The sequence below is a fragment of the Alteriqipengyuania sp. genome, assembly GCF_964222115.1.
GTDB lineage: Bacteria > Pseudomonadota > Alphaproteobacteria > Sphingomonadales > Sphingomonadaceae > Alteriqipengyuania.
In genome coordinates this window covers 1-23,439 of the sequence record NZ_CAXQBM010000065.1, presented here as the reverse complement: position 1 = coordinate 23,439, position 23,439 = coordinate 1, and the positions used below count along the sequence as shown (strand labels likewise).

The window sequence follows — 23,439 nt, the reverse complement described above, 5'->3', positions numbered from 1 at the left end:
CGCTCGACCGGCGCAGTTCCGGCATCGACCGGCGGCATGGCCTTCGCGCGCGCGGGCAGGCAATCAGGCATGATGGCGAAAGACATTCCGTCCGACACAGAATTGCGAAGCGAATCCAGCCGCCTGCCGTTCAAGGCGGTGCTGATTTCGATCGCCGGTCTGTGGGCGACCTATTTCGTGCTGCTCACCCTGCGCGGTGTGATCGTCGGGCTCGAGATCCACGATGCGCTGCTCTGGCGGCGCCTTGTCGTGTGCCTTGTGGGTGTCGTGATTACGCTGGGGATGTGGCTCGTTCTGCGACTGGTCGATTCGCGAAGCCTGATCATCAAGACGGCTACCGCCCTGCTCGTCGCCCTGCCGGCCTCCCTGATGATCGCGCAGGTCAACCAGATGGTGTTCGCGCCGGTGCAGGACACGATGTTCCGCAAGATCGGGGAGCAGCAGGGCGTGGTGTTTCGCCGCGACGAAGCGGGCAACCTGCTGGTCGACGTTCCGCCAGTACCAACCCCGGCAGAGGGGTCCCGCAGGGGCGCCAATGCGGGCGACGATCTCGATGTCCGAACCTTCGTCATTGCCCCTGCGCCGGTAGGGCTGGAGCGCTGGCGGCAGCTGACCGATATTGCGATCGGGCGGTACTTCCTGCTGCTCGCCTGGGCAGCGCTGTACCTCGCGTTGCTGGCGGGTGCGCAGGCGCGCGTGGCGCAAGCCCGGGAGGAGCGATTCCGTACGGCCGCCAAGGCTGCCGAGTTGCGATCCTTGCGTTACCAGATCAATCCGCACTTCCTGTTCAACACGCTCAATTCGCTGTCGTCGCTGGTGATCACCGGCAAGGACGACCGGGCGGAGGCGATGATTCAGGCGGTGTCCAATTTCTATCGCCACAGCCTTGCCGAGGAACCGACCGAGGATGTCGCTCTGGAAGACGAGATCGCGCTGCAACGCGATTACCTGGCCATCGAAGAGGTCCGCTTCCCCGAGCGCTTGCTGGTCGAGATTACCCTGCCGGATCGGCTGGAACGCGCTCGGGTGCCGGGCATGATCCTGCAGCCGCTGGTCGAGAATTCGGTGCGCTATGCGGTCGCACGCTCGACCACGCCGGTGCATGTCTCGATCGAAGCCTTCGCACAAGGCGAGCAATTGCACCTCGTGGTGGCCGATGACGGCCCGGGCCTGGCTGACAATATTGGCGGCGGATTCGGCATTGGCCTGTCGAACGTGCGTGACCGGCTGCGTGCACGGTTCGGCGACCGCGCCAAGGTGCTGACGGGGCAGGCCGAAGACGGGGGCTACCGCACGGAACTCATCATGCCGCTGGATTTCAACAATGGACGATAAAACACCTCCCCAATCTTCATTGCGCGTCGCGCTGGTGGACGACGAGCCTCTTGCAATCGAACGACTGGAAACGCTGTGCGGCCGGATCGCGGGTGTCGAGGTGGTGGGCACTGCCGACCATGGCGAGGCAGCACTGGACATTATCGCCAGCGAAACGCCCGATCTCGTCTTGCTCGATCTCACCATGCCGGGGCTTGGGGGGATCGAGGTCGCCAAGAAACTGGCGCGCAAACCCAATCCGCCTGCGATCATCTTCGTCACCGCGCATGAAAGCTTTGCCGTGGAGGCATTCGATCTCGACGCGGTCGATTACGTGCTTAAACCCGTCGCCGCCGAACGGCTGGAGCGGGCGATCGGCCGGGCCCTGGCCAAGCGGGGCGAGACGCCGGAAATCGGCGACGAGAAGTGGCTGCAGGAACTGTGGGTACCCCACCGTTCGGAACTGGTGCGCGTGTCCGTATCGGACGTTCGCCGGATCGATGCGGAGCGCGACTATGTGCGGCTTTACGTCGGCGACAAGACGTACCTGCTGTTGCAGACCATCGCCGGGCTTGAAGAAAAGCTCGACCCCGAATCCTTCATCCGCATCCACCGCAGCACGATCCTGCGCAAGGACCATATTGCAGGCCTGCGCCACGATGGACTGGGGGTCTGGTCGGTGGAGCTGGAAGACGGCGAGACGCTGCGCATCGGGCGCACGTTCCTGCCCAAGGTAAAAGCCATGGCCGGGCGCTAGGGCGCGCTCGCCACATACGACTCGACCCGACAAATGCCGGGTCGAGAGGATCGAGCCATTACTGGAAACTTGTCGGGCGGCAGGCCCTGATCGGGAAATCAGCCCGGGATAACCGCCTGCGCCGAACCGCCGTCACCTTCGGGCGCGGCGATAATATCGCGCGTCACGCGGCCCTTGGCCACGGTCTGCGTCTGGGTATCGCCCACCGAGGATCGGATACCCGGTGCCGCTTCACCCGCACGGCTGAGCGCTGCTGCTTCGACTTCGCTGCGTGCTGCCGGGCCACCGAAGAGCGCTTCGAGAGCCTGTTCCGCGGCCGTGCCTTCGGTCGGGCGCGGAGCGCCGGGATCGGGCGGAGCGAGGCTGAAATCGGGCGGCACCACCAGCGGGGCCTGGCGCTGGACCGCGAACTCGTCCGGCCGGTCGCGACCGAGAATTCCGCCACCACTGCCGCAGGCAGACAGGCCCATGGCGAAGGTGGCGAGGATCAGGAGGTTCTTGTGGCGCATGGTCAACTCTCTTTCGCAGCCAGGTGCATATCGTCGTCTTCGGCGTCCTTGTCGCGCAGGAAGAACGAACGGGCAAGGATGATCAGCACACCGATGGTGATTGCCGCATCGGCGATATTGAAGATCAGGAACGGGCGGAAGGTGCCGAAGTGCAGGTCCGCATAGTCGATCACATAACCCCAGAGCACGCGATCGAGGATATTGCCGAGCGCACCGCCGAGGATCAGGCCGAGCCCGAATATGTCGCCCGTGGTGCGTTCGCGCAGCATCCACAGCAGGACGATGACCGCGATCAGCGCGGTGCCGAAGACAAGGATCCAGCGCGCCTCCACGCTGTCCGCTTCGAACAAGCCCAGCGAAATGCCGAAATTCTGCGTCCAGCGCAGGTCGAAGAAGGGCAGCAGCTCCACCACCGCGCGCTGTTCCAGCTGCATCGGTACGCGCACCAGCCATTTCACCAGCTGGTCCAGCCCGAAGACGATCAGGGCCAGCAGCAGCCCGGTTATCCGGCGATTCCATGCACCGTCCATCAGTTTACAGCCTCCTCACAGCGGTCGCATAGAGCGCCCTCTACCGAAACGCTCGGCAGCAGGCGCCAGCAACGGCCGCACTTGTTATTCGAAGAGCGCGAAACTTTCACGTCTTCCCCATCGTGGGCAGACACTGACGCGGCGATGAACAGTTCGGCAAGGTCTTCCATCCCGAAACCTTGCGGGATTGCCTGCTGTGGGACGGACACGGCAGCCTCGTTGCTCGACCGGATGGTCTTTTCGCGCCGCAGCGGCTCGATCGCTTCGGTCACATCCTCGCGCAGCGCGCGCAGCTCCGCGAATCGTGCGGCCAGCGCCTCGTCAGTCCACTCGCCGGGCAGGGGGTGGAGCTGTTCGAGATGGATGCTTCCGCGATCCGGGAAGCGCGTCGTCCACACCTCCTCTGCCGTGAACACCAGCACCGGCGCGGCGTAGCGCACCAAGGCCTGGAACAGGATGTCGAGGCAGGTGCGATAGGCGCGGCGTTCGACCCATGCGGGATCGTCGCAGTAGAGCCGGTCCTTGCGGATATCGAACAGGAAGGCCGAGAGATCTTCATTGGCGAATTCGGTCAGCAGGCGGGTATATTCGTTGAAGTCGTAATCGTGGATCGCCTGCCGTAGCTTGCCGTCCAGCTCTGCCAGCCTGTGCAGCGTATAGCGCTCCAGCTCGGGCATTTCGGCATAGGCGACACCCTCTGCGTCGTGGTCGTAACCCTCGAGCGCGCCGAGCAGGTAGCGGAAGGTGTTGCGCAGCTTGCGATACTGGTCCGCCACGCCCTTCAGGATCTCGTCGCCGATGCGGTGGTCCATCGTCGAATCGACGCTCAGCGCCCACAGCCGCAGGATATCCGCGCCATACTGGTCGACGATCTTGAGCGGATCGACCGTGTTGCCGATGCTCTTCGACATCTTGCGCCCGTCGGCGGCCATGGTGAAGCCGTGGGTCAGCACCTGGTCGTAGGGCGCGCGACCGCGCGTGGCACAGCTTTCCAGCAGCGAGGACTGGAACCAGCCGCGATGCTGGTCGCTGCCTTCGAGGTAGAGATCGGCGGGCCAGCTGAGCGCAGGCCAGCGACCACTCTCCAGCGTGAAAACATGCGTGCAGCCCGAATCGAACCACACGTCGAGGATGTCGTGCACCATCTCGAACTCTGACGCATCGTGGTCCGGCCCGAGGAATTCGGCCTTGCGCGCTTCGTCCCACGCATCGACGCCACCCTCGCGGATCGCATCGACGACGCGCTGGTTCACGGCTGGGTCCTGCAGGTAGGTGCCATCCTTGCGCACGAACAGCGTGATCGGCACGCCCCATGCGCGCTGGCGCGAGAGCACCCAGTCGGGCCGCCCCTCGACCATCGAGCGAATGCGGTTGCGCCCGCGTTCCGGCACGAAGCGCACGCGCTCGATTTCGGACATGGCGCGGTTGCGCAGCGTATTCTCCCCCTCCCCGCTCGGGGAGGGGGTCGGGGGGAGGGGCTGGCCGAGGGCATCGTTCGAGGCCCCCTCTCCCAACCCTCTCCCCTCAAGGGGAGAGGGCGATAGGGGCCTGTCCATCGGCACGAACCATTGCGGCGTGCAGCGGTAGATGATCTTCGCCTTGGACCGCCACGAGTGGGGGTAGGAGTGCTGGTAGTCCGCGCTCGCGCTGAGCAGCGCGCCGGCCTCGCGCAGGTCCGAACAGATCGGCCCGTCCGGCGCGTTGAAATTGGCGTTGATGACAGCGCGGCGGCGCTCCTTGCCCTCTTCATCAACGTCGTCACCGCCCAGCCACGGCCAGTCGTCGCGATACACGCCGCCGTCATCGACCGCGAAGACCGGGTCGATCCCGTTTTCGCGGCACAGATAGAAATCGTCCTCGCCGTGGTCGGGCGACATGTGGACGAGGCCGGTACCGCTATCGGTGGTGACGAAGTCGCCCGCCAGCATGGGGCGGAGGGTTTCATAGAACCCGCCGAGATGGTGCATCGGGTGGCGGACCTTGGTCCCGGCGAGGTCGGAGCCGATGGTAACACCATCATGACCCTTCAACAGCACAGTTGTGCCGAAGGCTTTGTCTAAACGGTCGTTGAACTGGCGCACTAAATCGCGAGCAATTAGGAACTTGCACCCAGTGAGTTGCGGAACGTTCTCTGCCTCGACGATGCCGTACCGTACGTCCGGCCCATAGGCCAAAGCCTGGTTGACCGGGATCGTCCAAGGCGTGGTGGTCCAGATCACCGCGTGCGCGCCGACCAGTTCCGGGATCGGCGACTCCACGATCTCGAACGCCACGTCGATCTGCGTGCTCGTGATGTCTTCGTATTCGACCTCGGCTTCGGCGAGTGCGGTCTTCTCCACGGGCGACCACATCACCGGCTTCGATCCGCGATAGAGGTTACCGGCTTCCGCAAACTTCATCAGCTCGGCCACAATCGTGGCTTCGCTGTCGAAATCCATCGTCAGGTACGGATTGTCCCAGTCGCCCAGGCACCCGAGCCGCTTGAGCTGTTCGCGCTGGGTATCGACCCATTTCTGCGCATAGGCGCGACATTCGGCGCGGAATTCGGCGCGCGGAACCTCGTCCTTGTTCAGCTTCTTCTTGCGGTACTGCTCCTCGACCTTCCACTCGATCGGCAGGCCGTGGCAGTCCCACCCGGGCACGTAGGGGGCGTTCTTGCCGAGCAGGCTCTGCGTGCGGCAGACCATGTCCTTCAGGATGTGGTTGAGCGCGTGGCCGGTATGGATATCGCCATTGGCGTAGGGCGGGCCATCGTGGAGGATGAACTTCTCCGCACCGCTACGCGCGGCGCGCAGCTGCCCGTGCAGGTCGCCCTGCTGCCACCCGGCCAGAATGCCCGGCTCCTTCTGCGGGAGCCCGGCCTTCATGGGAAAGTCGGTTTTCGGCAGGAAGACGGTGTCCCGCCAGTCTGTCTTTGTATCGTCGCTCATCAGGCGCGAGGCCTTAGCGGGGCCTTGTGCATCGCGCAATTTCTCGATTGTCGTGCCCGACGTCGGTTCACGCACAGATCGCGAAGAGGCAGGCTGCGCGGTGATGCCGCAAGCGGCGAAGTTCCAGGCTGTCCTACACGCCCCCGGCCCGCTAATCTCACCGGCGATCTTTCCTATCGTCGGTCCCGCACCTCGCGCCTTTCGCATGAGCCGCATGCGCGATGAAATCCACCCTCTAAAATGGGGCCGGTTTTTGACCCTATAACACTGTGTCAGGTGTGTCAGGAGCGCGCTTCGCGCCCTCTGCGCGAACCCTACTTCGCCAATAGCGCTTTCGCCTGCTCGCAATCCCGGTCCATCTGCGCGATGAGCGCATCGAGGCTGTCGAACTTCGCTTCGGGCCGGATGAAGTGGTGCAATGCCACCTCGATCTCCTGCCCGTAGAGGTCGCCGGAAAAATCGAAGAAGAAAGGTTCCAGCAGCTCCTTGGCCGGTTCGAACTGCGGGCGGATGCCGATATTGGCCGCGCCTTGCAGGTCCTGCCCGGTGGCGAGGATGCGCCCCGTCACGGCGTAGATCCCGTATTTCGGACGCAGGTAATCCTCGAGCGCGAGATTGGCGGTGGGGTACCCGATTTCGCGCCCGCGCTTGTCGCCATGCTCCACGATCCCGCGAATCGCGAAAGGCCGGGTGAGCAGCTGTGCGGCGGCTTGGGGCTCGCCATTTTTCAGGAGGTCGCGAATGCGGCTGGAGGAGACGACCGCATCGCTTTCGCTGACGACCGAGACTGTGCGTGCTTCCAGCCCGAACTGCGCGCCGTGTTGCTTCAGAAGCGCGGAATTGCCCTTCGCGCCTTTGCCGAAGGTGAAATCCTCGCCCGTCAGTACGCCATGCGCGCCGAACCGCTCGACGAGGATTTGCTCGATGAAGTCCTCGGCGCTCGTCCCGGCAAGCTCGGCATCGAAGTGGAACACCAGCATCGCGGTCGCCCCGAAGGCGAGGTAGAGTTCGTGCCGCTGTTCGAGGCTGGTGAGGCGGAAGGGCGGCGTATCGGGACGGAAGAACTGCACCGGGTGCGGATCGAAGGTCGCGACGATCACCGGGCGCTCTTCCTCGCGCGCCCAGCGGATCGCTTCGCCAGCGACCGCCTGGTGCCCCTTGTGAAAGCCATCGAAATTGCCGAGCGCGACGATGGCTCCGCGCAAGGGTGCGGGCACGGGTTCGCGGTGATCAAGCCAGCGCATCTGCTCGCTCGTATGTGATGAAGGAATATGCAGGCGTATCGCCGGAGGCTTCGCGATCTTCGCGGGCGACCTCTTCCCAGCGCGTAGGATCGGGCGCATCCATGAAAGTATCGCCGTTGTAGTCGGCGTGGATCTGGGTCAGTTCGATCCGCTCGGCCTGCGGCTCGAACAGCAGGAATACGTCCGCCCCGCCGATTACCGCGGTTTCCTCGCCCCCAGCCGCTGCCAGCGCCTCGAGCACAGACAGGACGCGCTCGGCACCGTCTGCCTGCCAGTCGCTGTCGCGGGTCAGCACGATATGGCGGCGACCGGGCAGGGGCGAAGGGAAGCTTTCGAAGGTCTTGCGACCCATGATCATCGGCTTTCCCATCGTCAGGCGCTTGAAGTGCTTCAGGTCCGCCGGGAGGTGCCAGGGCAGCCCGCCATCCTTGCCGATCGCCCCATTCGCGGCGCGCGCGTAGACGAGGAACAGCTTGTCTTCGAGCATCAGGCAGGGCCCTCTTCAGGCCATTCCAGCCGCGTGATGTGCCCCATCTTGCGGCCCTCGGGCGCGTCGGTCTTGCCGTAGAAGTGCAAGTGCGCGGCAGGGTCGTGCAACGCTTCGTATGCTGTCGCAGAGGCGGGGCCGATCACGTTTTCCATCACCACGCGCGGGGCCACGCGGCGGGTATCGCCCAGCGGCAGCCCGCAAATCGCGCGGATATGGTTCTCGAACTGGCTCGTTGCCGCGCCCTCGATGGTCCAGTGGCCCGAATTGTGCACACGCGGCGCCATTTCGTTGAAGATCGGGCCGTGCTTGCCGGCAAAGAACTCACAGGTCAGCACGCCGACATAGCCGAGCTTGTCGGCAATCGCCTGCGCAAGCCTGCGCGCTTCGCCCACCTGCTCCCCGATGATGGCCGCGCCGGGCAGGGTGGAGCGCGCCAGGATGCCGTCAGCATGATCGTTCTCGGCGCTTTCCCAGAAGGCGATCGCCCCGTCGGCGCGCCGTGCGAGGATGACCGAGAATTCGCATTCGAAAGTGACGAACCCTTCGAGCACGCAGGGCGTGCCGGGGAAATCCAGCGCCTCGGCCTCTTCGCGCGAGCCGATCCGCCATTGGCCCTTGCCGTCATACCCGTCCCGCCGGGTCTTGAGGATGGCCGGCGTGCCGAGCCTGTCGATCCCCTCAAGTAGGGCGTCTCGCGATTCGACTGCATGATACGGCGCGGGCGTACCTCCGAGCTCTTCGACAAAGCGCTTCTCTGCCAGCCGGTCCTGCGCGATGGCGAGCGCGCGGGGGTGCGGGGCGAGCTTGTCGGCGATTGGCTGGAGCGGCGCGGCGGGCACGTTCTCGAATTCCAGCGTCACCACGTCGCAGGCATCGGCAAAGGCCTTCAGCGCTGTTACATCGTACCAGTCCGCGCTGATATAGCGGTTACAGACCTGGGCGATGATCGGGTCCGCGTCGGGCGCGAAAGCATGCACCCGATAGCCGAGATAGGCAGCCGACATGGCCAGCATGCGACCGAGCTGACCGCCGCCCAGGATGCCGATGGTGCTGCCGGGAAGGATCATGGATTTAACCCTGCCGTTCGCATCGAGCGAAGTCGAGATGCGTGGTGCCTACGTGTCTCGACTCGGCTCGACACGAACGGATCTGGCGCACTTTGCTCAATCCTCAGGCCGCTCCGCCACGGCCTCGCTGCGCTTCGCGCGCCACGCGGCCAGTCGCTGCATCACGGCGGGATCGTGCGAGCCGAGGATCGAAGCGGCGAGCAGACCTGCGTTGGTCGCGCCCGCTTCACCAATGGCCAGTGTGCCGACCGGGACGCCGGCGGGCATCTGCGCAATCGACAGCAGGCTGTCCATGCCGCTCAACGCCTTCGACTGCACCGGCACGCCGAGCACGGGCAGCGGGGTCATGGAGGCGATCATGCCGGGCAAGTGAGCCGCGCCGCCAGCGCCCGCGATGATGACCTTGAACCCGTAATCCGCTGCGCTCCTTGCGAAATCGTACATGCGATCAGGCGTGCGGTGGGCCGAAACGATGCGCACATCGTGCGCGATGCCCAGCTCGCCCAGCACGTCTGCGGCGCACTTCATCGTCGGCCAGTCGGACTGGCTGCCCATGACGATGGCGACGAGGGATTTCTCCGACATCATGTCTCGTCCAGGTAGCGGCGTTCACCGACAGGTGCACCGCCCTCGAACCGGTAGACAATCGGGCGACCTGTCGGAATCTCGAGCCCGGTGATCTCATCGTCCGAAATGCCCGAAAGGTGCTTCACCAGCGCACGTAATGAATTTCCGTGGGCGGAAACGATCACGGTGCGATCGCCCGTAAGCTGGGGCAGGATATGCTCTTCCCAATAGGGCAGCACGCGCTCAATCGTGAGCTTCAGGCTTTCGGTATAGGGCACGTCGATCCCGGCATAGCGCGCGTCCGCACCCGGATCGAATTCGCTGCCCGGCTCCATCGCCGGGGGCGGCGTGTCAAAGCTGCGGCGCCAGATATGGACCTGCTCGTCGCCGTGCTTGTCGCGCATCTCCTGCTTGTTCAGCCCGGTGAGCCCACCATAGTGTCGCTCGTTCAGGTGCCAGTCCTTGGTTACCGGCACCCATAGACGCCCGCATTCCTCCAGCGCGAGGTTGAGCGTGCGGATTGCGCGCGATTGCAGCGAAGTGAAGGCGACATCGGGCAGCACGCCCTTGTCTTTCAGCAGGCGTCCGGCTGCGCGTGCTTCCTCCACACCCTTGTCGGTCAGGTCCACATCCCACCATCCAGTGAAGCGGTTGGCGAGGTTCCATTCCGACTGCCCATGGCGGACGAGGATCAGCGTCGACAAGTTTCTGCTCCCATAAACGCGAGGTGCGAGCCGTTAGCGGGCCCCGTTATCCTTGGGAAGGGCATCTTTGGGAAGATCGCCGATGGAGGCATCAGCAGGCTTTGCGCGCGCCTGCGCCTTGCGCCGCCTCAGATTGGCGCGCAGCTGAGCGGCAAGGCGTTCCTCCTTGGAAGAGACGCTGGGTCGAGGCGGGGCAGGGTCGTTCACGTTCATCGAAATGCTACCTGTGCACCCTATACGCAAGCTTTGCTTGACTTGCGCGCCGCGCGCGACAATAGCGCGCGGCCTGTAGCGGGCATCCCTTTTCGGGGGCGCCCGCGAATCCCCATATGCTGCTGTAGCTCAGTGGTAGAGCGCACCCTTGGTAAGGGTGAGGCCGGGAGTTCAATCCTCCCCAGCAGCACCATCCCCCCTTGTTTCGTCGGTGTGTTTCATCGATTCGCCTCGGCACCCTGGCCGAAAGGGCTTGCCGGGTGGCAGGGCCTTGGCCATGCATTATCGTAGGACGAGCAGGGGGAGCAGCCGGTCATGGCCAGCGGGATCAATCCGAAACTCGATGCCGGTGGCGGGGGCGACGACCAGCCGCTGGTGCAGGGCCATCCCAACCATCCCAAGGCGATGCGCGTGGAAGCTTTGTTCGTGGTGCTGCCGTTGCTGATCGGTGCCATTGTGGCGGAGTATGCCACATCCTTCGTGCCGTTTGTCATTCTGGGACCGGCCGCTGCGATCCTGCTCGCATTCCTCATCTTCCTGCCGCATCGGCGATATGCTGCACGTGGTCACGCGCTCAGCGACGATCGCCTGCGCGTGGTCAAGGGCATCCTGTTCCATTCCGATACCGTGGTGCCGTTCGGGCGGGTCCAGCATATCGACGTCGATCGCGGTCCGATCGAGCGGTATTATGGGCTTGCCACGCTCCAGCTCTATACAGCCGGGTCGCACGGCGACGTGGTGACCCTGCCCGGGCTTGCGCATGAGGACGCGCTCGCCATGCGCGAGACGATCCGCGCGCATATCAAGCGCGAATCGCTATGACCGAGAATCCCGGCAATGCCCCGATCCGGGAGCCGGACCCGGTTGGCGAGCCCGAGGCTGCAGACGGCCTGCCCAGGCGGACCGATCCGCGTACGTTCGTGGTCCAGGCGCTGCAGGTTATCCCGCGTACGATCCTCCCTTTGGTGGCGGTCGCTTTCGCGATGCGAAACGATGCGCCCTTCGGTCCGATCGCGATGCTCGGCGTTGGCGCCGTGATCCTCGTGGCCAGCACTTTCTTCACCTTCCTTGGCTGGTGGCGGCAGACCTATCGTGTGGGTGAGAGCGACATCCGGCTGGAAACGGGCGTGCTGTCGCGCGCTGCGCGATCCGTTCCCTACGATCGCATCCAGGATGTGAGCCTTGAGCAGGGTTTCATTCCGCGCCTGTTCGGCCTGACGCAGGTCAAGTTCGAAACCGGCGCAGGCGGCTCCGAGGAAATCAAGCTTGCCTACCTGACGACCGAAGAGGGGGCACGCCTGCGCGAACTGGTGCGCGAACTGCGCGACGAAGCAGAAGGGGTTTCGCGCGTTCCCGCAGCTGGCGAGGGCGACGACGAGGCACCCGAAGCCGATGCGCCGGTGCTGTTCGCGATGGGCCCGCGCCGGCTGTTCACCTTCGGCCTGTTCGAATTCTCGCTGGCGCTGGTCGCATTCCTGGGCGCAGCAGCCCAGCAGCTGGATTTCCTGTTGCCATTCGATATCTGGGAATTCGAGACCTGGCAGCGGCTGTTCGCCGGCCCGGGGGAGCAGATCGCCCAGCTGGGCCCGGTCGGACAGGCGCTGGGTGCGATAGCAGCCATTGCCTCGCTGCTGCTGATCGGCCTGCTTAGTGGCATCGTGCGCACCATTACTCGCGACTGGGATTTCCGGCTGGAACGCACACCCAAGGGGTTCCGCCGCCGGCGCGGGATGTTCACCCGCACCGATGTAGTGATGCCCGTGCACAGGGTGCAGGCCGTGCAGATCGGAACCGGGGCGGTGAGGCACCGCTTTGGCTGGAAGAGCCTGAAGCTGGTCAGTCTGGCGCAGGATTCGGGCAATGCGAGCCATGTGGTCGCCCCTTTCGCGAAGGCGACAGAACTGACGCCGATCCTCAAGGTGGCAGGCTTTCCGCTGCCACCACGCGGGCTCGACTGGCATCGCACCACGGCGGCCTATCGGATCCTGTCGGCGCTTTCGGGGATGATCGGCTATCTGGCGTTTGCCGCTGCCGTCGCCGCGGCCGTCACTTATTTCGACGATCCGCGCTATGAATGGGTGTGGCTGGTCGTGTTGCTGCTCGTCGGCCTGTCCGCCTTCGCCGCGATCCTGCAATTGTTCCTGTGGCGGGTGGAGCGCCACGCACTCTCACCCAGCCATCTCTACAAACGTAGCGGCTGGCTGGCCCCGGGTTACATGATAGGGGACCGGGTGAAGCTGCAGTCGGTCACAATCGCGCGCGGGCCGTTGGGGCGCCTGTTCGGCTACGTGACACTGCATCTGGGCCTGGCGGGCGGGCATTTCGCGCTGCCGGGCATTCCGGCCTCGGAAGCCACGAGGCTCCGCCGTGCGTTGCTGGCAAGCATGGTGGAGACGGATTTCTCCCGCCTCGTGAAATGAGTGGCCTCAAGCCCTCAGGTCGCTCCATTCCGCATTTCGCTTGAATTTCGCGTCGACGTAGGAACAGCGCGGGTCGATCAGGAAGTCCTGCTCGCGCGCATCAGCAACGAACCGCTCGACCAGTTCCGCCGCGACACCGCGATTGCCGATTTCGTTGGGCACGATCGTATGCGTCGCGACACGAATTTCCTTGCCGCCGCGCTCTCCGCCAGGCTCCCACTCGAGTGTGCCCTGCGCCGTTTCTCCTTCGAGATGCGCGATATATTTGCCGCCCTGGCCGACGACGTGGTGGGTGATCGTGGTACTGCCCATGCTGGCTTGCTCCTGTCGATATGCTTGCATCGAACGCAGGCGGGCTTACGGGCGTTCCAATGCAATTCCTCTCCGACAATGCCGCCCGGGTGCACCCCAAGGTATGGGAGGCGATGCGTGCGGCCGATGGCGTCGACGCGCCGTATGACAATGATGCGCTGTCGCAGCGGCTGGACGAGACATTCGGTGCGCTGTTCGGGCGCGAGGTGACCGTTTTGTGGGTGGCGACCGGCACGGCAGCCAACTGCCTTGCGCTGGCGCCTATGGTGCCGCCGCACGGCGGCGTGGTCTGCCACCGCGAGGCGCATATCGAGATGGACGAGGCGGGCGCACCGGGCTTCTACCTCCATGGTGCCAAGCTGATGCTGGCTGGCCAAAAAGATGGGGGCGATGGTGCGAAGCTGACACCCGATGCCATCCGCGCCGTGATCGATCCGATCCGCGACGATGTGCACCAGGTGCAGCCGCACGCAATCTCGATCACGCAGGCGAGCGAATATGGCCGTGCCTATCGTCCTGGTGAGATTGCAGCGATTGCCGAACTGGCGCGCGGCAAGGGCCTTGGCCTGCACATGGATGGCGCACGCTTTGCCAATGCGGCAGCGTTTCTTGGTCTTTCGGCGGCTGAAGCGGCGGGCGATATCGATGCGCTGAGCTTCGGATGCGTCAAGAATGGCGCGATGAACGCCGAGGCGATCATCTTCTTCGATCCTGCACTCGCCGATGTTGTGCGCTATCGCCGCAAGCGGGCAGGGCACCTCCAGAGCAAGGGCCGCTTCCTCGCAGCCCAGCTGCTGGCGATGATCGAAAACGATCTGTGGCTGGAGAACGCGCGCGCCGCCAATGCCGCTGCGCAGGCCATCGTCGAGGGCGCGAGCGAACGGCTGATGCATCCGGTGGAGGCGAACGAGGTCTTTATCCGCCTTACCGCGCAGGAGCGCGAGACGCTGCGCAGTGCGGGCTACCAGTTCTATGACTGGGGTGCAGATGCTGCGCGCTTCGTCGCCTCGTGGGATAGCGACCTGGGCGAAGCGCGCTCGCTCGGCCTGCAAATCGCCCGCCTATGAGCGAGGGCCCATCATGAGCGGCGATGGGGGCGGGATGCTGCGGCCCCGCGTAATCCTGCCGTTCCTGATCACCGGTACGATATGGGGTTCGACCTGGCTGGTCATTACCGGCCAGATCGATGGTGTCCCGGCTGCATGGTCGGTGTTTTACCGGTTTGCCCTTGCAACCCCGGCGCTGTTCCTCGTCGCGGCGCTGATGAAGCGGCGGATGAAGCTGACCCGGCCCGAACACCTGCTGGCGCTGTTCGTTGGCATCTTCCAGTTCAGCGGCAACTTCCTGTTCGTCTATCATGCCGAACTTTATGTGACTTCGGGCATCGTCGCCATGATGTTCGGCCTGATGATGGTGCCCAACGCGCTGCTTGCGCGCGCCTTCCTGGGCGAGCGGGTGAAGGGCGGCTTCGTGCTGGGAAGCACAGTCGCGATTATCGGCGTCTCGTTCCTGCTGGTGCACGAATGGCGCGCCAACCCCGATGCGGGCGTGATCGGCGGCAACGTGGTGCTGGGGATCGGGCTGGCGATGCTGGGCATCCTTGCTGCATCGATCGCCAATGTGGTGCAGGCGAACCCCACCGGGCGCGCGGTACCGATGGTCAGCCTGCTCGCCTGGGCCATGCTTTACGGCACCCTGTTCGATTTCGGCTTCGCGTGGCTCACCGCCGGCCCCCCTCCGGTGCCGAGCGCGCCGGGTTACTGGGCGGGGATCGTCTATCTCGCGCTTGTCGGATCGGTGGTGACCTTCCCGCTACACTATAACCTCGTGCGAGAGATCGGCGCGGGGCGCACCGCCTATAATGCGATCCTGACCATTTCGGTGGCGATGCTCCTGTCCACCCTGTTCGAAGACTATCGCTGGACGTGGCTGACGGCGAGCGGGATGGTGCTTGCGGTTATCGGCATGGTGCTGGCGCTCAAGGCGCGGCGGCAGAAATCGGTGCAGGTCCAGCAGTCGGGGGCGTTGAGAGAGTGAGATTTTCTCACGCGAAGACGCGAAGATGCCGCGCTTGCGGTGAAGCCGCATTCCGCGTTCCGGGGTCACACCAAAAGTAAGGGGGCAAACATGATGCCTGCGGCGCTTGCTGGCGTGGCATCTTAGCGTCTTTGCGTGAAACAGTACTAGCGCAACGCCCGCAACCCCTCGCGATAGGTCGGATATTTCGGCACCCATCCCAGCGCGCGCTTCCCCTTGCCGTTCGCGACTCTCCGATTCTCGGCATAGAAGCCGCGCGCCATCGGGCTGAGATCCGCCTCCTCCAGCGAGAGCAGGGATGGTGGTTCGATGCCGAGCAGGGTGCAGGCGTGTTCGACAACCGCATTCTGGCTCGCGGGGAGATCGTCACTCAGGTTGTATGCTCCTTCCGGAGCGTTGCTTTCCAGCGCTGCGACCACTCCGCCGACGATATCGTCGACGTGGATACGGCTGAAGACCTGCCCGGGCAGGTCGATCCGATGCGCCTTGTCATCGCGAATGCGGTCGAAAATGCTGCGACCCGGCCCGTAGATACCCGGCAGGCGGAATACCCGCGCACCCAGCTCCAGCCAGAGCGCATCTGCATCGGAGCGTGCGGTGCGACGACCCGTGCCCGTCGGCGAATGCTCGTCCACCCAGGCGCCCCCCGCATCGCCATAGACTCCGGTGGAAGAGAGATAGCCGTACCAAGCGCGCCCGAAATCGCCGCCATAAGTGCTGAGCACGGGGTCGAGGCCGCTTTCGCGGTCCGGCGGCACGGAGGAGAGGACATGCGTTGAAGATGCCAGCGCGGTGCGCACGCCATCCACATCGTCGAAAGAAAGGTTGCCGTTCCGCCCCGTCGCGACCACTTCCCATCCAAGCGATTGCAGCGCGTTTGCGATCCGCTTGGCCGTATAGCCGAGCCCGAAGATGAAGAGTTTTGGCATTGTGTGCGGTGCTGCCACAAGACCGGAAAGGAAACGAGGACAAGATGGACCAGCCCAGCGACTTGCCGACAGCCGCGACCACGCCATCGGGCGCACCGGTGCTGCCCGATGCCGCGCCCGAGCCGCAGTCGCCCGCGGTAATCCGGCGCGAAGACTACAAGCCGTTTGCCTGGCTGGTCCCCGAAATCCGGCTGGAATTCGATCTGGGGGTCGACACGACGCAGGTGCAGGCGGCTTTGAAAGTCACGCCTAATCCCGAAGCCGAAGGTGCCGACGAGATCCGCCTCGACGGGGATGGGCTGGTCCTCGAAGGTGTGGTCGTCGATGGCGTAGAGTGCACCGACTGGCGCCGCGAGGGCGAAGCTCTGGTCATCCCGCTGACGCGCGACGAGCATACGCTGACCATCGTCACCCGCATCGCGCCATCGGCCAACACGCAGCTGATGGGGCTCTATGCCAGCAATGGCATGCTGTGCACCCAGTGCGAGGCAGAGGGCTTTCGCCGGATCACGTTCTTCCCCGACCGGCCCGACGTGCTGTCGGTCTACACCGTGCGGATGGTGGCCGACAAAGCGACCTTCCCAGTGCTGCTGTCCAACGGCAACCCGGTGGAACAAGGCGCGCTCGACGGCGGACGGCACTTTGCCGAGTGGCACGATCCCTGGCCCAAGCCGAGCTATCTCTTTGCGCTGGTCGCGGGCGATCTGGTCGCGCGGACCGACAGCTTCACCACCATGTCCGGGCGCGAGATCGAGCTGGGCGTATGGGTCCGCAGCGAGGACCTGCCGCGCACGCAGCATGCGATCGATTCGCTCAAGCGCTCGATGAAATGGGACGAAGAAACTTTCGGGCGCGAATACGACCTCGACCGGTTCAACATCGTCGCCGTGGGCGATTTCAATATGGGGGCGATGGAGAACAAGGGCCTCAACATCTTCAACACGAAATACGTGCTGGCGGACGAGGACACCGCGACCGATGACGATTTCGACGCCGTGGAAGGCGTGATCGGGCACGAGTATTTCCACAACTGGTCGGGCAACCGCGTGACCTGCCGCGACTGGTTCCAGCTGAGCCTCAAGGAAGGCTTCACCGTGCTGCGCGACCAGCTTTTCAGTCAGGACCTGCACGGCCACGCGATCAAGCGGATCGGCGATGTGCGCGTGCTGCGCGCGGTCCAGTTTCCCGAAGACAGCGGGCCGTTCGCGCATCCGATCCGGCCCAATAGTTACAAGGAAATCAGCAACTTCTACACCGCCACCGTCTACAACAAGGGCGCCGAAGTCATCCGCATGATGCGCAGCATGGCGGGCGAAGAAGCCTTCCGTAAGGGCAGCGACCTCTATTTCGAGCGGCACGATGGCGAGGCCGCGACCTGCGAGGATTTCATCACCGCGATGGAAGACGGGGCAGGGCTCGACCTCAAGCAGTTCCGCCGGTGGTACGAGCAGGCAGGCACGCCGAAAGTGACCGTCGAGCAGCGCCATGAGGGCGACACAGTGACGCTTTCGATGCGCCAGGAAGTCCCTGCGACACCCGGCCAACCGGACAAGGCGCCCGTCCCGATCCCGTTCAAGATCGCGCTGTTCGACCGCGAAACCGGCCAGCATTCGGGCGAGCACCTGATCGTGCTCAACGAGGCGGAACAGGAGTTTACGTTCGACGGACATGCAAGCGCGCCCGTCCTTTCGATCAACCGGCAGTTCACTGCACCCGTGGCGATCGAGCGGGATATTTCGCGCGACGACCTCGTGTTCCTTGCAGCGCATGACGACGATGCCTTCGCGCGTCACGAATCGATGCAGGAATTGCTGCTGACCTACCTGCTCGGGGACGGAGACGATGCATCGCGCGAGGCAATCGGTACTGCAGCCGGGGCGATTCTGGCGGACGATATGCTTGACCACGAAATGCGCGCCGAGCTTCTTACGCTGCCGCCCTTCGCCTATCTCGCCGAACGGTCCGAGACTTACGATCCGGGCGCGATGGTCGATCAGCGCGAGGGCCTGAAACGCTGGCTGGGCGAAAATTTCCATCACCGCTTTGTCGACCTGCACGACAGGCTGGCAGATGACGCGCGTCAGGAGGGGCCTCTTGGCAAGCAGGCGCGGCGGATGCGTTCGCTCGCGCTGGCCTATATTGCCGCAAATGATGCGGGCGAGGGCGCGAAGCGGGCGCTGGAGCAGTATCGCAAGGCGAAGAGCATGACCGAACGGCAGGGCGCGCTTGGCGTTCTGGCAGGTCTCGACAGCCCTGAAAGCGAGGAGGCGCTGGCGGACTTCTACAGCCGGTTCGCGGACAATGCGCTGGTGGTGGACAAGTGGTTCACGCTGCAAGCCACAGCGCTGAAGACGGAGGTGCTCGCCCATATCGAGCAGTTGTGCACGCACCAGGCCTTTACGATGTCGAACCCCAACCGGGTCCGCTCGCTCTACGGCGCGATGGCAGGCAACCCGATGGCGTTCCACGATGAAAGCGGCGCAGGCTACCGCATGATTGCCGACCTGATCCTGGAGCTGAACCTCAAGAACCCGCAGCTGGCGGCGCGCTTCGTGCCATCACTGGGCCGGTTCGGGCGGGTCGAGCCGAAGCGTTCCGCGTTGATGCGGGCCGAGCTGGAGCGGATTTCCGCTGCAGGAAAGCTGTCGCGCGACGTCGCCGAGCAGGTCGAGGCCGCGCTTGGCTGAGGCGCCGGCGCCGATACTCGCTAGCGTGCTCGAAGGCGTGCCACACGGCTTCTTCGGGCGTGAAGGCGGGGTGTCGACCGGCGAAGTGGCTGGATTGCAGGTCGGCTTTGGCGCGGGCGACGATCCGGCGACGGTCGCAGAGAACCGGGCGCTAGCTATTGCGGCCATACTGCCGGGCGCAGGGCTTGCCATGCCATACCAGATCCATTCGCCGGACGTGGCGCTTGTCAGCGACCCGGTCGAGGGCGATGACCGGCCACGGGTCGACGCACTCGTGACTGCGACTCCCGGCCTATTGGTCGGCGTGGTGACCGCCGATTGCGCGCCGGTCCTGCTTGCGGATGCGCAGGCCGGCGTCGTTGCTGCGGCGCACGCGGGCTGGCGCGGGGCCAAGGGGGGCGTGCTGGCGAACACGGTGGAGGCGATGGTCTCGCTCGGCGCCGACAGATCGCGGATTGCCGCTGCGGTCGGCCCGACGATTGCGCAGGCCAGCTACGAAGTCGACGAGGCGATCAAGGATGCGTTCGTGGCGGACGACCCGGGAAATGCCCGGCATTTTCGCGACGGACGGCAAGGCCATTGCCAGTTCGATCTGCCCGCATTCGTCATGGCGCAATTGCGCGGCGCGGGTGTCGCGATGGTAGAGGACACCGCGCTCGACACCTATGCCGATCCGGGGCGCTTCTACTCTTTCCGGCGCGCGACCCACCAGGGCAAAGCGACCTACGGGCGCCAAGGTGCGTTTATCGGACTGGAGTAGCGCATCCACCGGCGCGCAACAGCAATCGCACAAAAGGCCATTGGCAGGGTGCACCTTACACGCTAACAGCCCCCGCACATGGGAAGGGGGCCCGCTCCCCCCGCTCTTCGGCGCACCTCCGGGGCAGAGTGGATCACCCGATTTCCCAGAGACTGAAGCAACACGGGCACGCGGCATCTGCCGCAATGCACGCGACAAGGCAGGAACGATGGTAGACGCAACCGGTGCCGCAACTGCGGAACCCCATGAAAATGGCGAAACAGGCGTACGCCGCCGCGACTTCATCAATATTGCAGCATTGAGCGCCGCAGGCGTCGGCGGGGCCGCGGTAATCTACCCGCTGGTCAGCCAGATGGCGCCTTCGGCCGACGTGCTTGCTGAAAGCACCACCGAAGTGGACGTTTCGGCGATCCAGCCGGGGCAGGCGATCAAGGCGGTCTTCCGCAAGCAGCCGCTATTCGTGCGTCGCCTGACGCCCGCAGAGATCGATGCGGCCAATGCGGTACCGACCAGCAGCCTGCGCGACCCGCAGACGCTGGCCGAGCGTACCAAGGAAGGCCACGGCGACCTGCTCGTAACCATGGGCGTGTGTACCCATCTGGGCTGCGTGCCACTGGGTGCAGCCGAAGGCGAGAACAAGGGCGAGTTCGGCGGCTATTTCTGCCCCTGCCACGGTTCGCAGTTCGATACTGCAGCGCGCATTCGCAAGGGCCCTGCGCCGACCAACCTGGAAGTGCCCGACTATTCGTTCACTTCCGACACTACGATCGTCGTCGGACAGGCTTAAGAGAGAAGAAGCATGAGTTTTCCCTGGGCCAAGGAATATACCCCGGCGAGCGGGTTCACCAAGTGGATCGACGAGAAGCTGCCGCTGCCGCGCTTCGTCTATAATGCGGTGGGCGCGGGCTATCCCGTGCCGCGCAACCTCAACTACATGTGGAATTTCGGCGTCCTTGCCGGGTTCTGCCTCGTGCTGCAGATCGTCACCGGCGTGGTGCTGGCGATGCATTATGCCGCCAATGCGCAGGTTGCCTTCGGAACGGTCGAGCACATCATGCGCGACGTCAACTGGGGCTGGATGATCCGCTACATGCACGCCAATGGGGCGAGCTTCTTTTTCCTCGTGCTGTACCTGCACATCTTCCGTGGCTTCTTCTATTCATCCTACAAGGCCCCGCGCGAGATGATCTGGCTGCTGGGCGTGGTCATCTTCCTGCTGACCATGGCGACCGCCTTCATGGGTTACGTCCTGCCGTGGGGTCAGATGAGCTTCTGGGGCGCCAAGGTCATCACCGGGCTGTTTTCGGCCATTCCGCTGGTGGGCGAGCCGATCCAGATCTGGCTGCTGGGCGGCTATGCGCCCGACAATGCAGCGCTCAACCGCTTCTTCAGCCTGCACTTCCTGCTGCCCTTCGTGATCGCCGGCGTCGTGATCCTGCACATCTGGGCGCTGCACATTCCCGGATCGTCGAACCCGACCGGCGTGGAAGTGAAGAGCGAGAGCGATACCGTGCCGTTCCACCCGTACTATACTGCGAAGGACGGGTTCGGGCTGGGCGTGTTCCTGATCCTCTACTGTCTGTTCGTGTTCTTCATGCCGAACATGCTGGGCCACCCGGACAACTATATCGAGGCGAACCCGCTCGCCACCCCGGCGCACATCGTGCCCGAATGGTATTTCTACCCGTTCTACGCGATCCTGCGCGCCTTCACCTTCGACTTCATCCTGCCGGCCAAGCTGTGGGGTGTGCTCGCCATGTTCAGCTCGATCCTGCTGTGGTTCCTGCTGCCGTGGCTCGATCGCTCGAAGGTCCGCAGCGGCCACTACCGCCCGCTGTTCCGCGTGTTCTTCTGGATTTTCGTGGCCGACATGCTGCTGCTGTTCTGGCTTGGCGGCAAGGAAGCGGCAGAACCCTACGTGATGATGAGCCAGATCGCGTCCGCGTACTACTTCCTGCACTTCCTGGTGATCCTGCCGATCGTCTCGTCGATCGAGAAGCCCAAGCCGTTGCCCTACTCGATTACCGAGGCGGTGCTCGGCTCGGACAAGAAGGCCGTGCTGGGCGAAAACGCCAGCCCGGCCACCTGAAGACGCGACCTGAGACGACGGACAAGAGACTAAGGACTATCCGATGATCCGCATTCTAGCAGCCCTGGCCGGTCTCGTCTTTGCAGGCGTGGCACTGCTTTCGTTCGGTTTTGGGGCCTATGCCTTCCTGACCGAAGAGGCGGTTCATTCCGCCGAGCATGAGTTCCACGCGCATGCGCACGGCCCCGAGGGCGGGTTCAAATTCGACGGCCCTGCGGGCAAGTGGGACGTTGCCCAGCTCCAGCGCGGCTACAAGGTTTACAAGGAAGTGTGCGCGGCCTGCCACAGCCTGAAATACGTGGCGTTCCGCGATCTGGAGCAGCTCGATTACTCCGAAGCGCAGGTGAAGGCCGAAGCGGCAACGTGGACCGTGCCGGGCATCGACCCGAACACCGGCGAAGCGAGCACGCGCCCGGGCGAGCCGACCGACTACTTCCCCTCACCCTATCCCAACGCAGTTGCGGCAGCAGCGGCGAACAACAACGCGATCCCGCCCGATCTTTCGCTGATGACGAAGGCGCGTCACGGCGGTAGCGATTATGTCTATTCGCTGCTGACCGGTTACACCGATGCCGAGACGTATGAGAAGGACGGCAAGCGGCTGATGGAGGAATTCCCCGAGTTCAGCACGCCCGAAGGCCTCTATTTCAACCCGTATTTCGCGAACCTCAACCTTGCGATGGCCCCGCCGCTTACCTCCGAAGGCCAGGTGACCTTCGACGATGGAAAGAAGGCGACGATTTCGCAGATGTCGAAGGATGTCTCGGCGTTCCTGACCTGGACTGCCGAACCCAAGCTGGTGAAACGCCAGCAGACGGGTTGGGCCGTGCTCGTTTTCCTGCTGTTCGCCACCGGGCTTGCCTATTTTGCGAAGAAGCAGATCTGGGCCGACAAGAAGCCGAAGAAGAAAAAGGCCTGATCCGATAGCTTCGGATGCTTCTGTCATGGCGCGCGAGCTGCTCGACCTGACGCAGTTGCGCGCCAGCATCCGTACGGTGCCGGACTTTCCGAAGCCCGGCATCCAGTTCCGTGACATAACCACGCTGCTGGCCGATCCGGCGGCCCTGCACACCAGCATCGAATTGATGGCACGGCAAATCCGCGCTGTCGGAGCCGATATGGTCGCGGGAATGGAAGCGCGCGGCTTCATCTTCGGTGCCGCCGTGGCGGCGTCGGCAGGCGTCGGGTTCATTCCGATCCGCAAGCCGGGCAAGCTTCCGGGCGAAACCATCGGCGTCGATTACGAACTCGAATACGGCATGGACCGGCTGGAGCTCGATCCGGGCACGATCACCGGCAATGCGAAAGTTTCTCTGGTGGACGATCTGGTCGCCACGGGCGGCACCGCCCTCGCTGCAGCAGAACTGGTTCGCAAGGCCGGGGGCGAGGTTGCATCGGCGCTGTTCGTGATCGACCTGCCCGATCTGGGTGGCGCCAATCGCCTGCGCGAATCGGGTATAGAAGTGCATTCGCTCGTTTCCTTCGAAGGCGACTGAGCGACCGCGTGCTAACCGACTGGTAGCGATGCCCGGAACAGATTGGGTGTCCGTGCCGTTCAAGGCGGGTCTAAGGGGGCTGACTTGGCCATGGAATCGTCTGCATTGGTGATCGCCGCGATCGGCGCGCTGGGTATCGGCGCGCAGTGGATTGCGTGGCGCACCGGCTGGCCGGCGATCGTGCTGATGCTGGCCGCAGGGTTCCTCGCAGGGCCGGTGCTCGGCCTGTTCGATCCAGAGGAGACCTTCGGGTCCTTGCTAGAGCCAATGATCGGGATCGGGGTTGCCCTGATCCTGTTCGAAGGCGGCCTCAGCCTCGATTTCAGGGAATTGCGACATTCGGGCAGAGATCGGAAGAGCACACGTCTGAACTCCAGTCACTCT

The 23,439-nt window shown here is 64.2% G+C and carries 24 protein-coding genes and 1 tRNA gene; 14 read left to right on the top strand and 11 right to left on the bottom strand.

The genetic code is table 11. The annotated features are described in order from the left end of the window. Positions 1 to 69 precede the first annotated feature (69 nt). Complete coding sequence (locus ACEQXE_RS09955) at positions 70 to 1,335, top strand: sensor histidine kinase (RefSeq protein ID WP_370178936.1); 1,266 nt, start codon at positions 70 to 72, stop codon at positions 1,333 to 1,335. Then, entirely contained in the window at positions 1,325 to 2,071 is a 747-nt protein-coding gene (locus ACEQXE_RS09950; RefSeq protein WP_370178934.1) for a LytR/AlgR family response regulator transcription factor, read from the top strand. Before ACEQXE_RS09955 ends, ACEQXE_RS09950 begins: the two co-directional genes overlap by 11 nt. 98 nt (positions 2,072 to 2,169) lie before the next feature. On the opposite strand, the gene ACEQXE_RS09945 is transcribed toward ACEQXE_RS09950, so the two are convergent. The 9 genes from ACEQXE_RS09945 to ACEQXE_RS09905 form a co-directional block, all read right to left on the bottom strand. Beyond that, complete coding sequence (locus ACEQXE_RS09945) at positions 2,170 to 2,580, bottom strand: DUF3035 domain-containing protein (protein ID WP_370178933.1); 411 nt, start codon at positions 2,578 to 2,580, stop codon at positions 2,170 to 2,172. Positions 2,581 to 2,582: 2 nt separating this feature from the next. Then, the gene (gene lspA / locus ACEQXE_RS09940; protein ID WP_370178931.1) at positions 2,583 to 3,110 is read right to left on the bottom strand and encodes a signal peptidase II; all 528 of its coding nucleotides are present in this window, start codon (positions 3,108 to 3,110) and stop codon (positions 2,583 to 2,585) included. After that, positions 3,110 to 6,040, bottom strand: coding sequence for an isoleucine--tRNA ligase (ileS, locus tag ACEQXE_RS09935; protein WP_370178930.1), 2,931 nt, complete (start codon positions 6,038 to 6,040; stop codon positions 3,110 to 3,112). Before ileS ends, lspA begins: the two co-directional genes overlap by 1 nt. Positions 6,041 to 6,354: 314 nt before the next feature. Further along, the gene (locus ACEQXE_RS09930; RefSeq protein WP_370178928.1) at positions 6,355 to 7,284 is read right to left on the bottom strand and encodes a bifunctional riboflavin kinase/FAD synthetase; all 930 of its coding nucleotides are present in this window, start codon (positions 7,282 to 7,284) and stop codon (positions 6,355 to 6,357) included. Continuing rightward, a complete protein-coding gene (locus ACEQXE_RS09925; protein WP_370178926.1) occupies positions 7,271 to 7,771 on the bottom strand; it encodes a dihydrofolate reductase in 501 nt (166 codons plus the stop codon). Before ACEQXE_RS09925 ends, ACEQXE_RS09930 begins: the two co-directional genes overlap by 14 nt. Next, positions 7,771 to 8,841, bottom strand: a complete 1,071-nt coding sequence (locus tag ACEQXE_RS09920) for a 5-(carboxyamino)imidazole ribonucleotide synthase (RefSeq protein ID WP_370178924.1) — start codon at positions 8,839 to 8,841, stop codon at positions 7,771 to 7,773. Before ACEQXE_RS09920 ends, ACEQXE_RS09925 begins: the two co-directional genes overlap by 1 nt. A 96-nt stretch (positions 8,842 to 8,937) precedes the next feature. Continuing rightward, positions 8,938 to 9,426: a 5-(carboxyamino)imidazole ribonucleotide mutase gene (purE, locus tag ACEQXE_RS09915; RefSeq protein ID WP_370178922.1), complete on the bottom strand. Its 489-nt coding sequence runs from the start codon at positions 9,424 to 9,426 to the stop codon at positions 8,938 to 8,940. Next, a complete protein-coding gene (gene gpmA, locus ACEQXE_RS09910; protein ID WP_370178921.1) occupies positions 9,426 to 10,112 on the bottom strand; it encodes a 2,3-diphosphoglycerate-dependent phosphoglycerate mutase in 687 nt (228 codons plus the stop codon). Before gpmA ends, purE begins: the two co-directional genes overlap by 1 nt. A gap of 33 nt (positions 10,113 to 10,145) precedes the next feature. Next, entirely contained in the window at positions 10,146 to 10,319 is a 174-nt protein-coding gene (locus ACEQXE_RS09905; RefSeq protein WP_370182681.1) for a hypothetical protein, read from the bottom strand. Between the two features lie 124 nt (positions 10,320 to 10,443). On the opposite strand from ACEQXE_RS09905, the gene ACEQXE_RS09900 reads away from it, so the two are divergent. The 3 genes from ACEQXE_RS09900 to ACEQXE_RS09890 all read left to right on the top strand — a co-directional run bounded on the left by ACEQXE_RS09900 (position 10,444) and on the right by ACEQXE_RS09890 (position 12,745). Beyond that, positions 10,444 to 10,518 (top strand) — tRNA-Thr (locus ACEQXE_RS09900). 122 nt (positions 10,519 to 10,640) lie between these two features. After that, positions 10,641 to 11,147 carry a PH domain-containing protein gene (locus tag ACEQXE_RS09895; protein ID WP_370178917.1) on the top strand — a complete coding sequence of 169 codons (507 nt, stop codon included), beginning with the start codon at positions 10,641 to 10,643 and terminating at the stop codon, positions 11,145 to 11,147. Continuing rightward, on the top strand, positions 11,144 to 12,745 hold the full coding sequence (locus ACEQXE_RS09890) for a PH domain-containing protein (RefSeq protein ID WP_370178915.1): 1,602 nt from the start codon (positions 11,144 to 11,146) through the stop codon (positions 12,743 to 12,745). Before ACEQXE_RS09895 ends, ACEQXE_RS09890 begins: the two co-directional genes overlap by 4 nt. Positions 12,746 to 12,751: 6 nt before the next feature. Here ACEQXE_RS09890 and ACEQXE_RS09885 read toward each other — a convergent pair whose 3' ends face one another. Further along, positions 12,752 to 13,087: a GNAT family N-acetyltransferase gene (locus ACEQXE_RS09885; RefSeq protein WP_370182683.1), complete on the bottom strand. Its 336-nt coding sequence runs from the start codon at positions 13,085 to 13,087 to the stop codon at positions 12,752 to 12,754. Positions 13,088 to 13,116: 29 nt separating this feature from the next. On the opposite strand from ACEQXE_RS09885, the gene ACEQXE_RS09880 reads away from it, so the two are divergent. Together ACEQXE_RS09880 and ACEQXE_RS09875 are read left to right on the top strand one after the other, a co-directional pair. After that, positions 13,117 to 14,124: a low specificity L-threonine aldolase gene (locus tag ACEQXE_RS09880; RefSeq protein ID WP_370178911.1), complete on the top strand. Its 1,008-nt coding sequence runs from the start codon at positions 13,117 to 13,119 to the stop codon at positions 14,122 to 14,124. A gap of 13 nt (positions 14,125 to 14,137) precedes the next feature. Further along, positions 14,138 to 15,094, top strand: coding sequence for a DMT family transporter (locus tag ACEQXE_RS09875; protein ID WP_370178909.1), 957 nt, complete (start codon positions 14,138 to 14,140; stop codon positions 15,092 to 15,094). Positions 15,095 to 15,240: 146 nt separating this feature from the next. Here the strand turns inward: ACEQXE_RS09875 and ACEQXE_RS09870 are convergent, their stop codons facing one another. Beyond that, a complete protein-coding gene (locus ACEQXE_RS09870; RefSeq protein ID WP_370178907.1) occupies positions 15,241 to 16,023 on the bottom strand; it encodes an SDR family NAD(P)-dependent oxidoreductase in 783 nt (260 codons plus the stop codon). A 44-nt stretch (positions 16,024 to 16,067) separates the two neighbouring features. On the opposite strand from ACEQXE_RS09870, the gene pepN reads away from it, so the two are divergent. From pepN to ACEQXE_RS09835, 7 genes are all read left to right on the top strand, one after another. After that, complete coding sequence (gene pepN, locus ACEQXE_RS09865; RefSeq protein ID WP_370178905.1) at positions 16,068 to 18,710, top strand: aminopeptidase N; 2,643 nt, start codon at positions 16,068 to 16,070, stop codon at positions 18,708 to 18,710. Next, the gene (pgeF, locus tag ACEQXE_RS09860; protein ID WP_370178903.1) at positions 18,703 to 19,470 is read left to right on the top strand and encodes a peptidoglycan editing factor PgeF; all 768 of its coding nucleotides are present in this window, start codon (positions 18,703 to 18,705) and stop codon (positions 19,468 to 19,470) included. The genes pepN and pgeF overlap by 8 nt, the downstream gene beginning before the upstream one ends. 208 nt (positions 19,471 to 19,678) lie before the next feature. Next, a complete protein-coding gene (petA, locus tag ACEQXE_RS09855) occupies positions 19,679 to 20,257 on the top strand; it encodes a ubiquinol-cytochrome c reductase iron-sulfur subunit (RefSeq protein WP_370178901.1) in 579 nt (192 codons plus the stop codon). A 12-nt stretch (positions 20,258 to 20,269) separates the two neighbouring features. Then, positions 20,270 to 21,559, top strand: a complete 1,290-nt coding sequence (locus tag ACEQXE_RS09850; RefSeq protein WP_370178899.1) for a cytochrome bc complex cytochrome b subunit — start codon at positions 20,270 to 20,272, stop codon at positions 21,557 to 21,559. A gap of 43 nt (positions 21,560 to 21,602) precedes the next feature. Continuing rightward, on the top strand, positions 21,603 to 22,478 hold the full coding sequence (locus tag ACEQXE_RS09845) for a cytochrome c1 (protein ID WP_370178897.1): 876 nt from the start codon (positions 21,603 to 21,605) through the stop codon (positions 22,476 to 22,478). 25 nt (positions 22,479 to 22,503) lie between these two features. Then, positions 22,504 to 23,055, top strand: a complete 552-nt coding sequence (locus ACEQXE_RS09840) for an adenine phosphoribosyltransferase (protein WP_370178895.1) — start codon at positions 22,504 to 22,506, stop codon at positions 23,053 to 23,055. Between the two features lie 90 nt (positions 23,056 to 23,145). Next, positions 23,146 to 23,439: cation:proton antiporter (locus ACEQXE_RS09835; protein ID WP_372524237.1), on the top strand; the 294-nt coding region annotated here is incomplete at its 3' end.

Excerpts from the sequence above, each read along its gene's own strand:
- ACEQXE_RS09955 (WP_370178936.1), top strand. The coding sequence starts at position 70 with ATGATGGCGAAAGACATTCCGTCCGACACAGAATTGCGAAGCGAATCC.
- ACEQXE_RS09950 (WP_370178934.1), top strand. The coding sequence starts at position 1,325 with ATGGACGATAAAACACCTCCCCAATCTTCATTGCGCGTCGCGCTGGTG.
- ACEQXE_RS09945 (WP_370178933.1), bottom strand. The coding sequence starts at position 2,580 with ATGCGCCACAAGAACCTCCTGATCCTCGCCACCTTCGCCATGGGCCTG.
- lspA (WP_370178931.1), bottom strand. The coding sequence starts at position 3,110 with ATGGACGGTGCATGGAATCGCCGGATAACCGGGCTGCTGCTGGCCCTG.
- ileS (WP_370178930.1), bottom strand. The coding sequence starts at position 6,040 with ATGAGCGACGATACAAAGACAGACTGGCGGGACACCGTCTTCCTGCCG.
- ACEQXE_RS09930 (WP_370178928.1), bottom strand. The coding sequence starts at position 7,284 with ATGCGCTGGCTTGATCACCGCGAACCCGTGCCCGCACCCTTGCGCGGA.
- ACEQXE_RS09925 (WP_370178926.1), bottom strand. The coding sequence starts at position 7,771 with ATGCTCGAAGACAAGCTGTTCCTCGTCTACGCGCGCGCCGCGAATGGG.
- ACEQXE_RS09920 (WP_370178924.1), bottom strand. The coding sequence starts at position 8,841 with ATGATCCTTCCCGGCAGCACCATCGGCATCCTGGGCGGCGGTCAGCTC.
- purE (WP_370178922.1), bottom strand. The coding sequence starts at position 9,426 with ATGTCGGAGAAATCCCTCGTCGCCATCGTCATGGGCAGCCAGTCCGAC.
- ACEQXE_RS09895 (WP_370178917.1), top strand. The coding sequence starts at position 10,641 with ATGGCCAGCGGGATCAATCCGAAACTCGATGCCGGTGGCGGGGGCGAC.
- ACEQXE_RS09890 (WP_370178915.1), top strand. The coding sequence starts at position 11,144 with ATGACCGAGAATCCCGGCAATGCCCCGATCCGGGAGCCGGACCCGGTT.
- ACEQXE_RS09885 (WP_370182683.1), bottom strand. The coding sequence starts at position 13,087 with ATGCAAGCATATCGACAGGAGCAAGCCAGCATGGGCAGTACCACGATC.
- ACEQXE_RS09880 (WP_370178911.1), top strand. The coding sequence starts at position 13,117 with ATGCAATTCCTCTCCGACAATGCCGCCCGGGTGCACCCCAAGGTATGG.
- ACEQXE_RS09875 (WP_370178909.1), top strand. The coding sequence starts at position 14,138 with ATGAGCGGCGATGGGGGCGGGATGCTGCGGCCCCGCGTAATCCTGCCG.
- ACEQXE_RS09870 (WP_370178907.1), bottom strand. The coding sequence starts at position 16,023 with ATGCCAAAACTCTTCATCTTCGGGCTCGGCTATACGGCCAAGCGGATC.
- pepN (WP_370178905.1), top strand. The coding sequence starts at position 16,068 with ATGGACCAGCCCAGCGACTTGCCGACAGCCGCGACCACGCCATCGGGC.
- petA (WP_370178901.1), top strand. The coding sequence starts at position 19,679 with ATGGTAGACGCAACCGGTGCCGCAACTGCGGAACCCCATGAAAATGGC.
- ACEQXE_RS09850 (WP_370178899.1), top strand. The coding sequence starts at position 20,270 with ATGAGTTTTCCCTGGGCCAAGGAATATACCCCGGCGAGCGGGTTCACC.
- ACEQXE_RS09845 (WP_370178897.1), top strand. The coding sequence starts at position 21,603 with ATGATCCGCATTCTAGCAGCCCTGGCCGGTCTCGTCTTTGCAGGCGTG.
- ACEQXE_RS09840 (WP_370178895.1), top strand. The coding sequence starts at position 22,504 with ATGGCGCGCGAGCTGCTCGACCTGACGCAGTTGCGCGCCAGCATCCGT.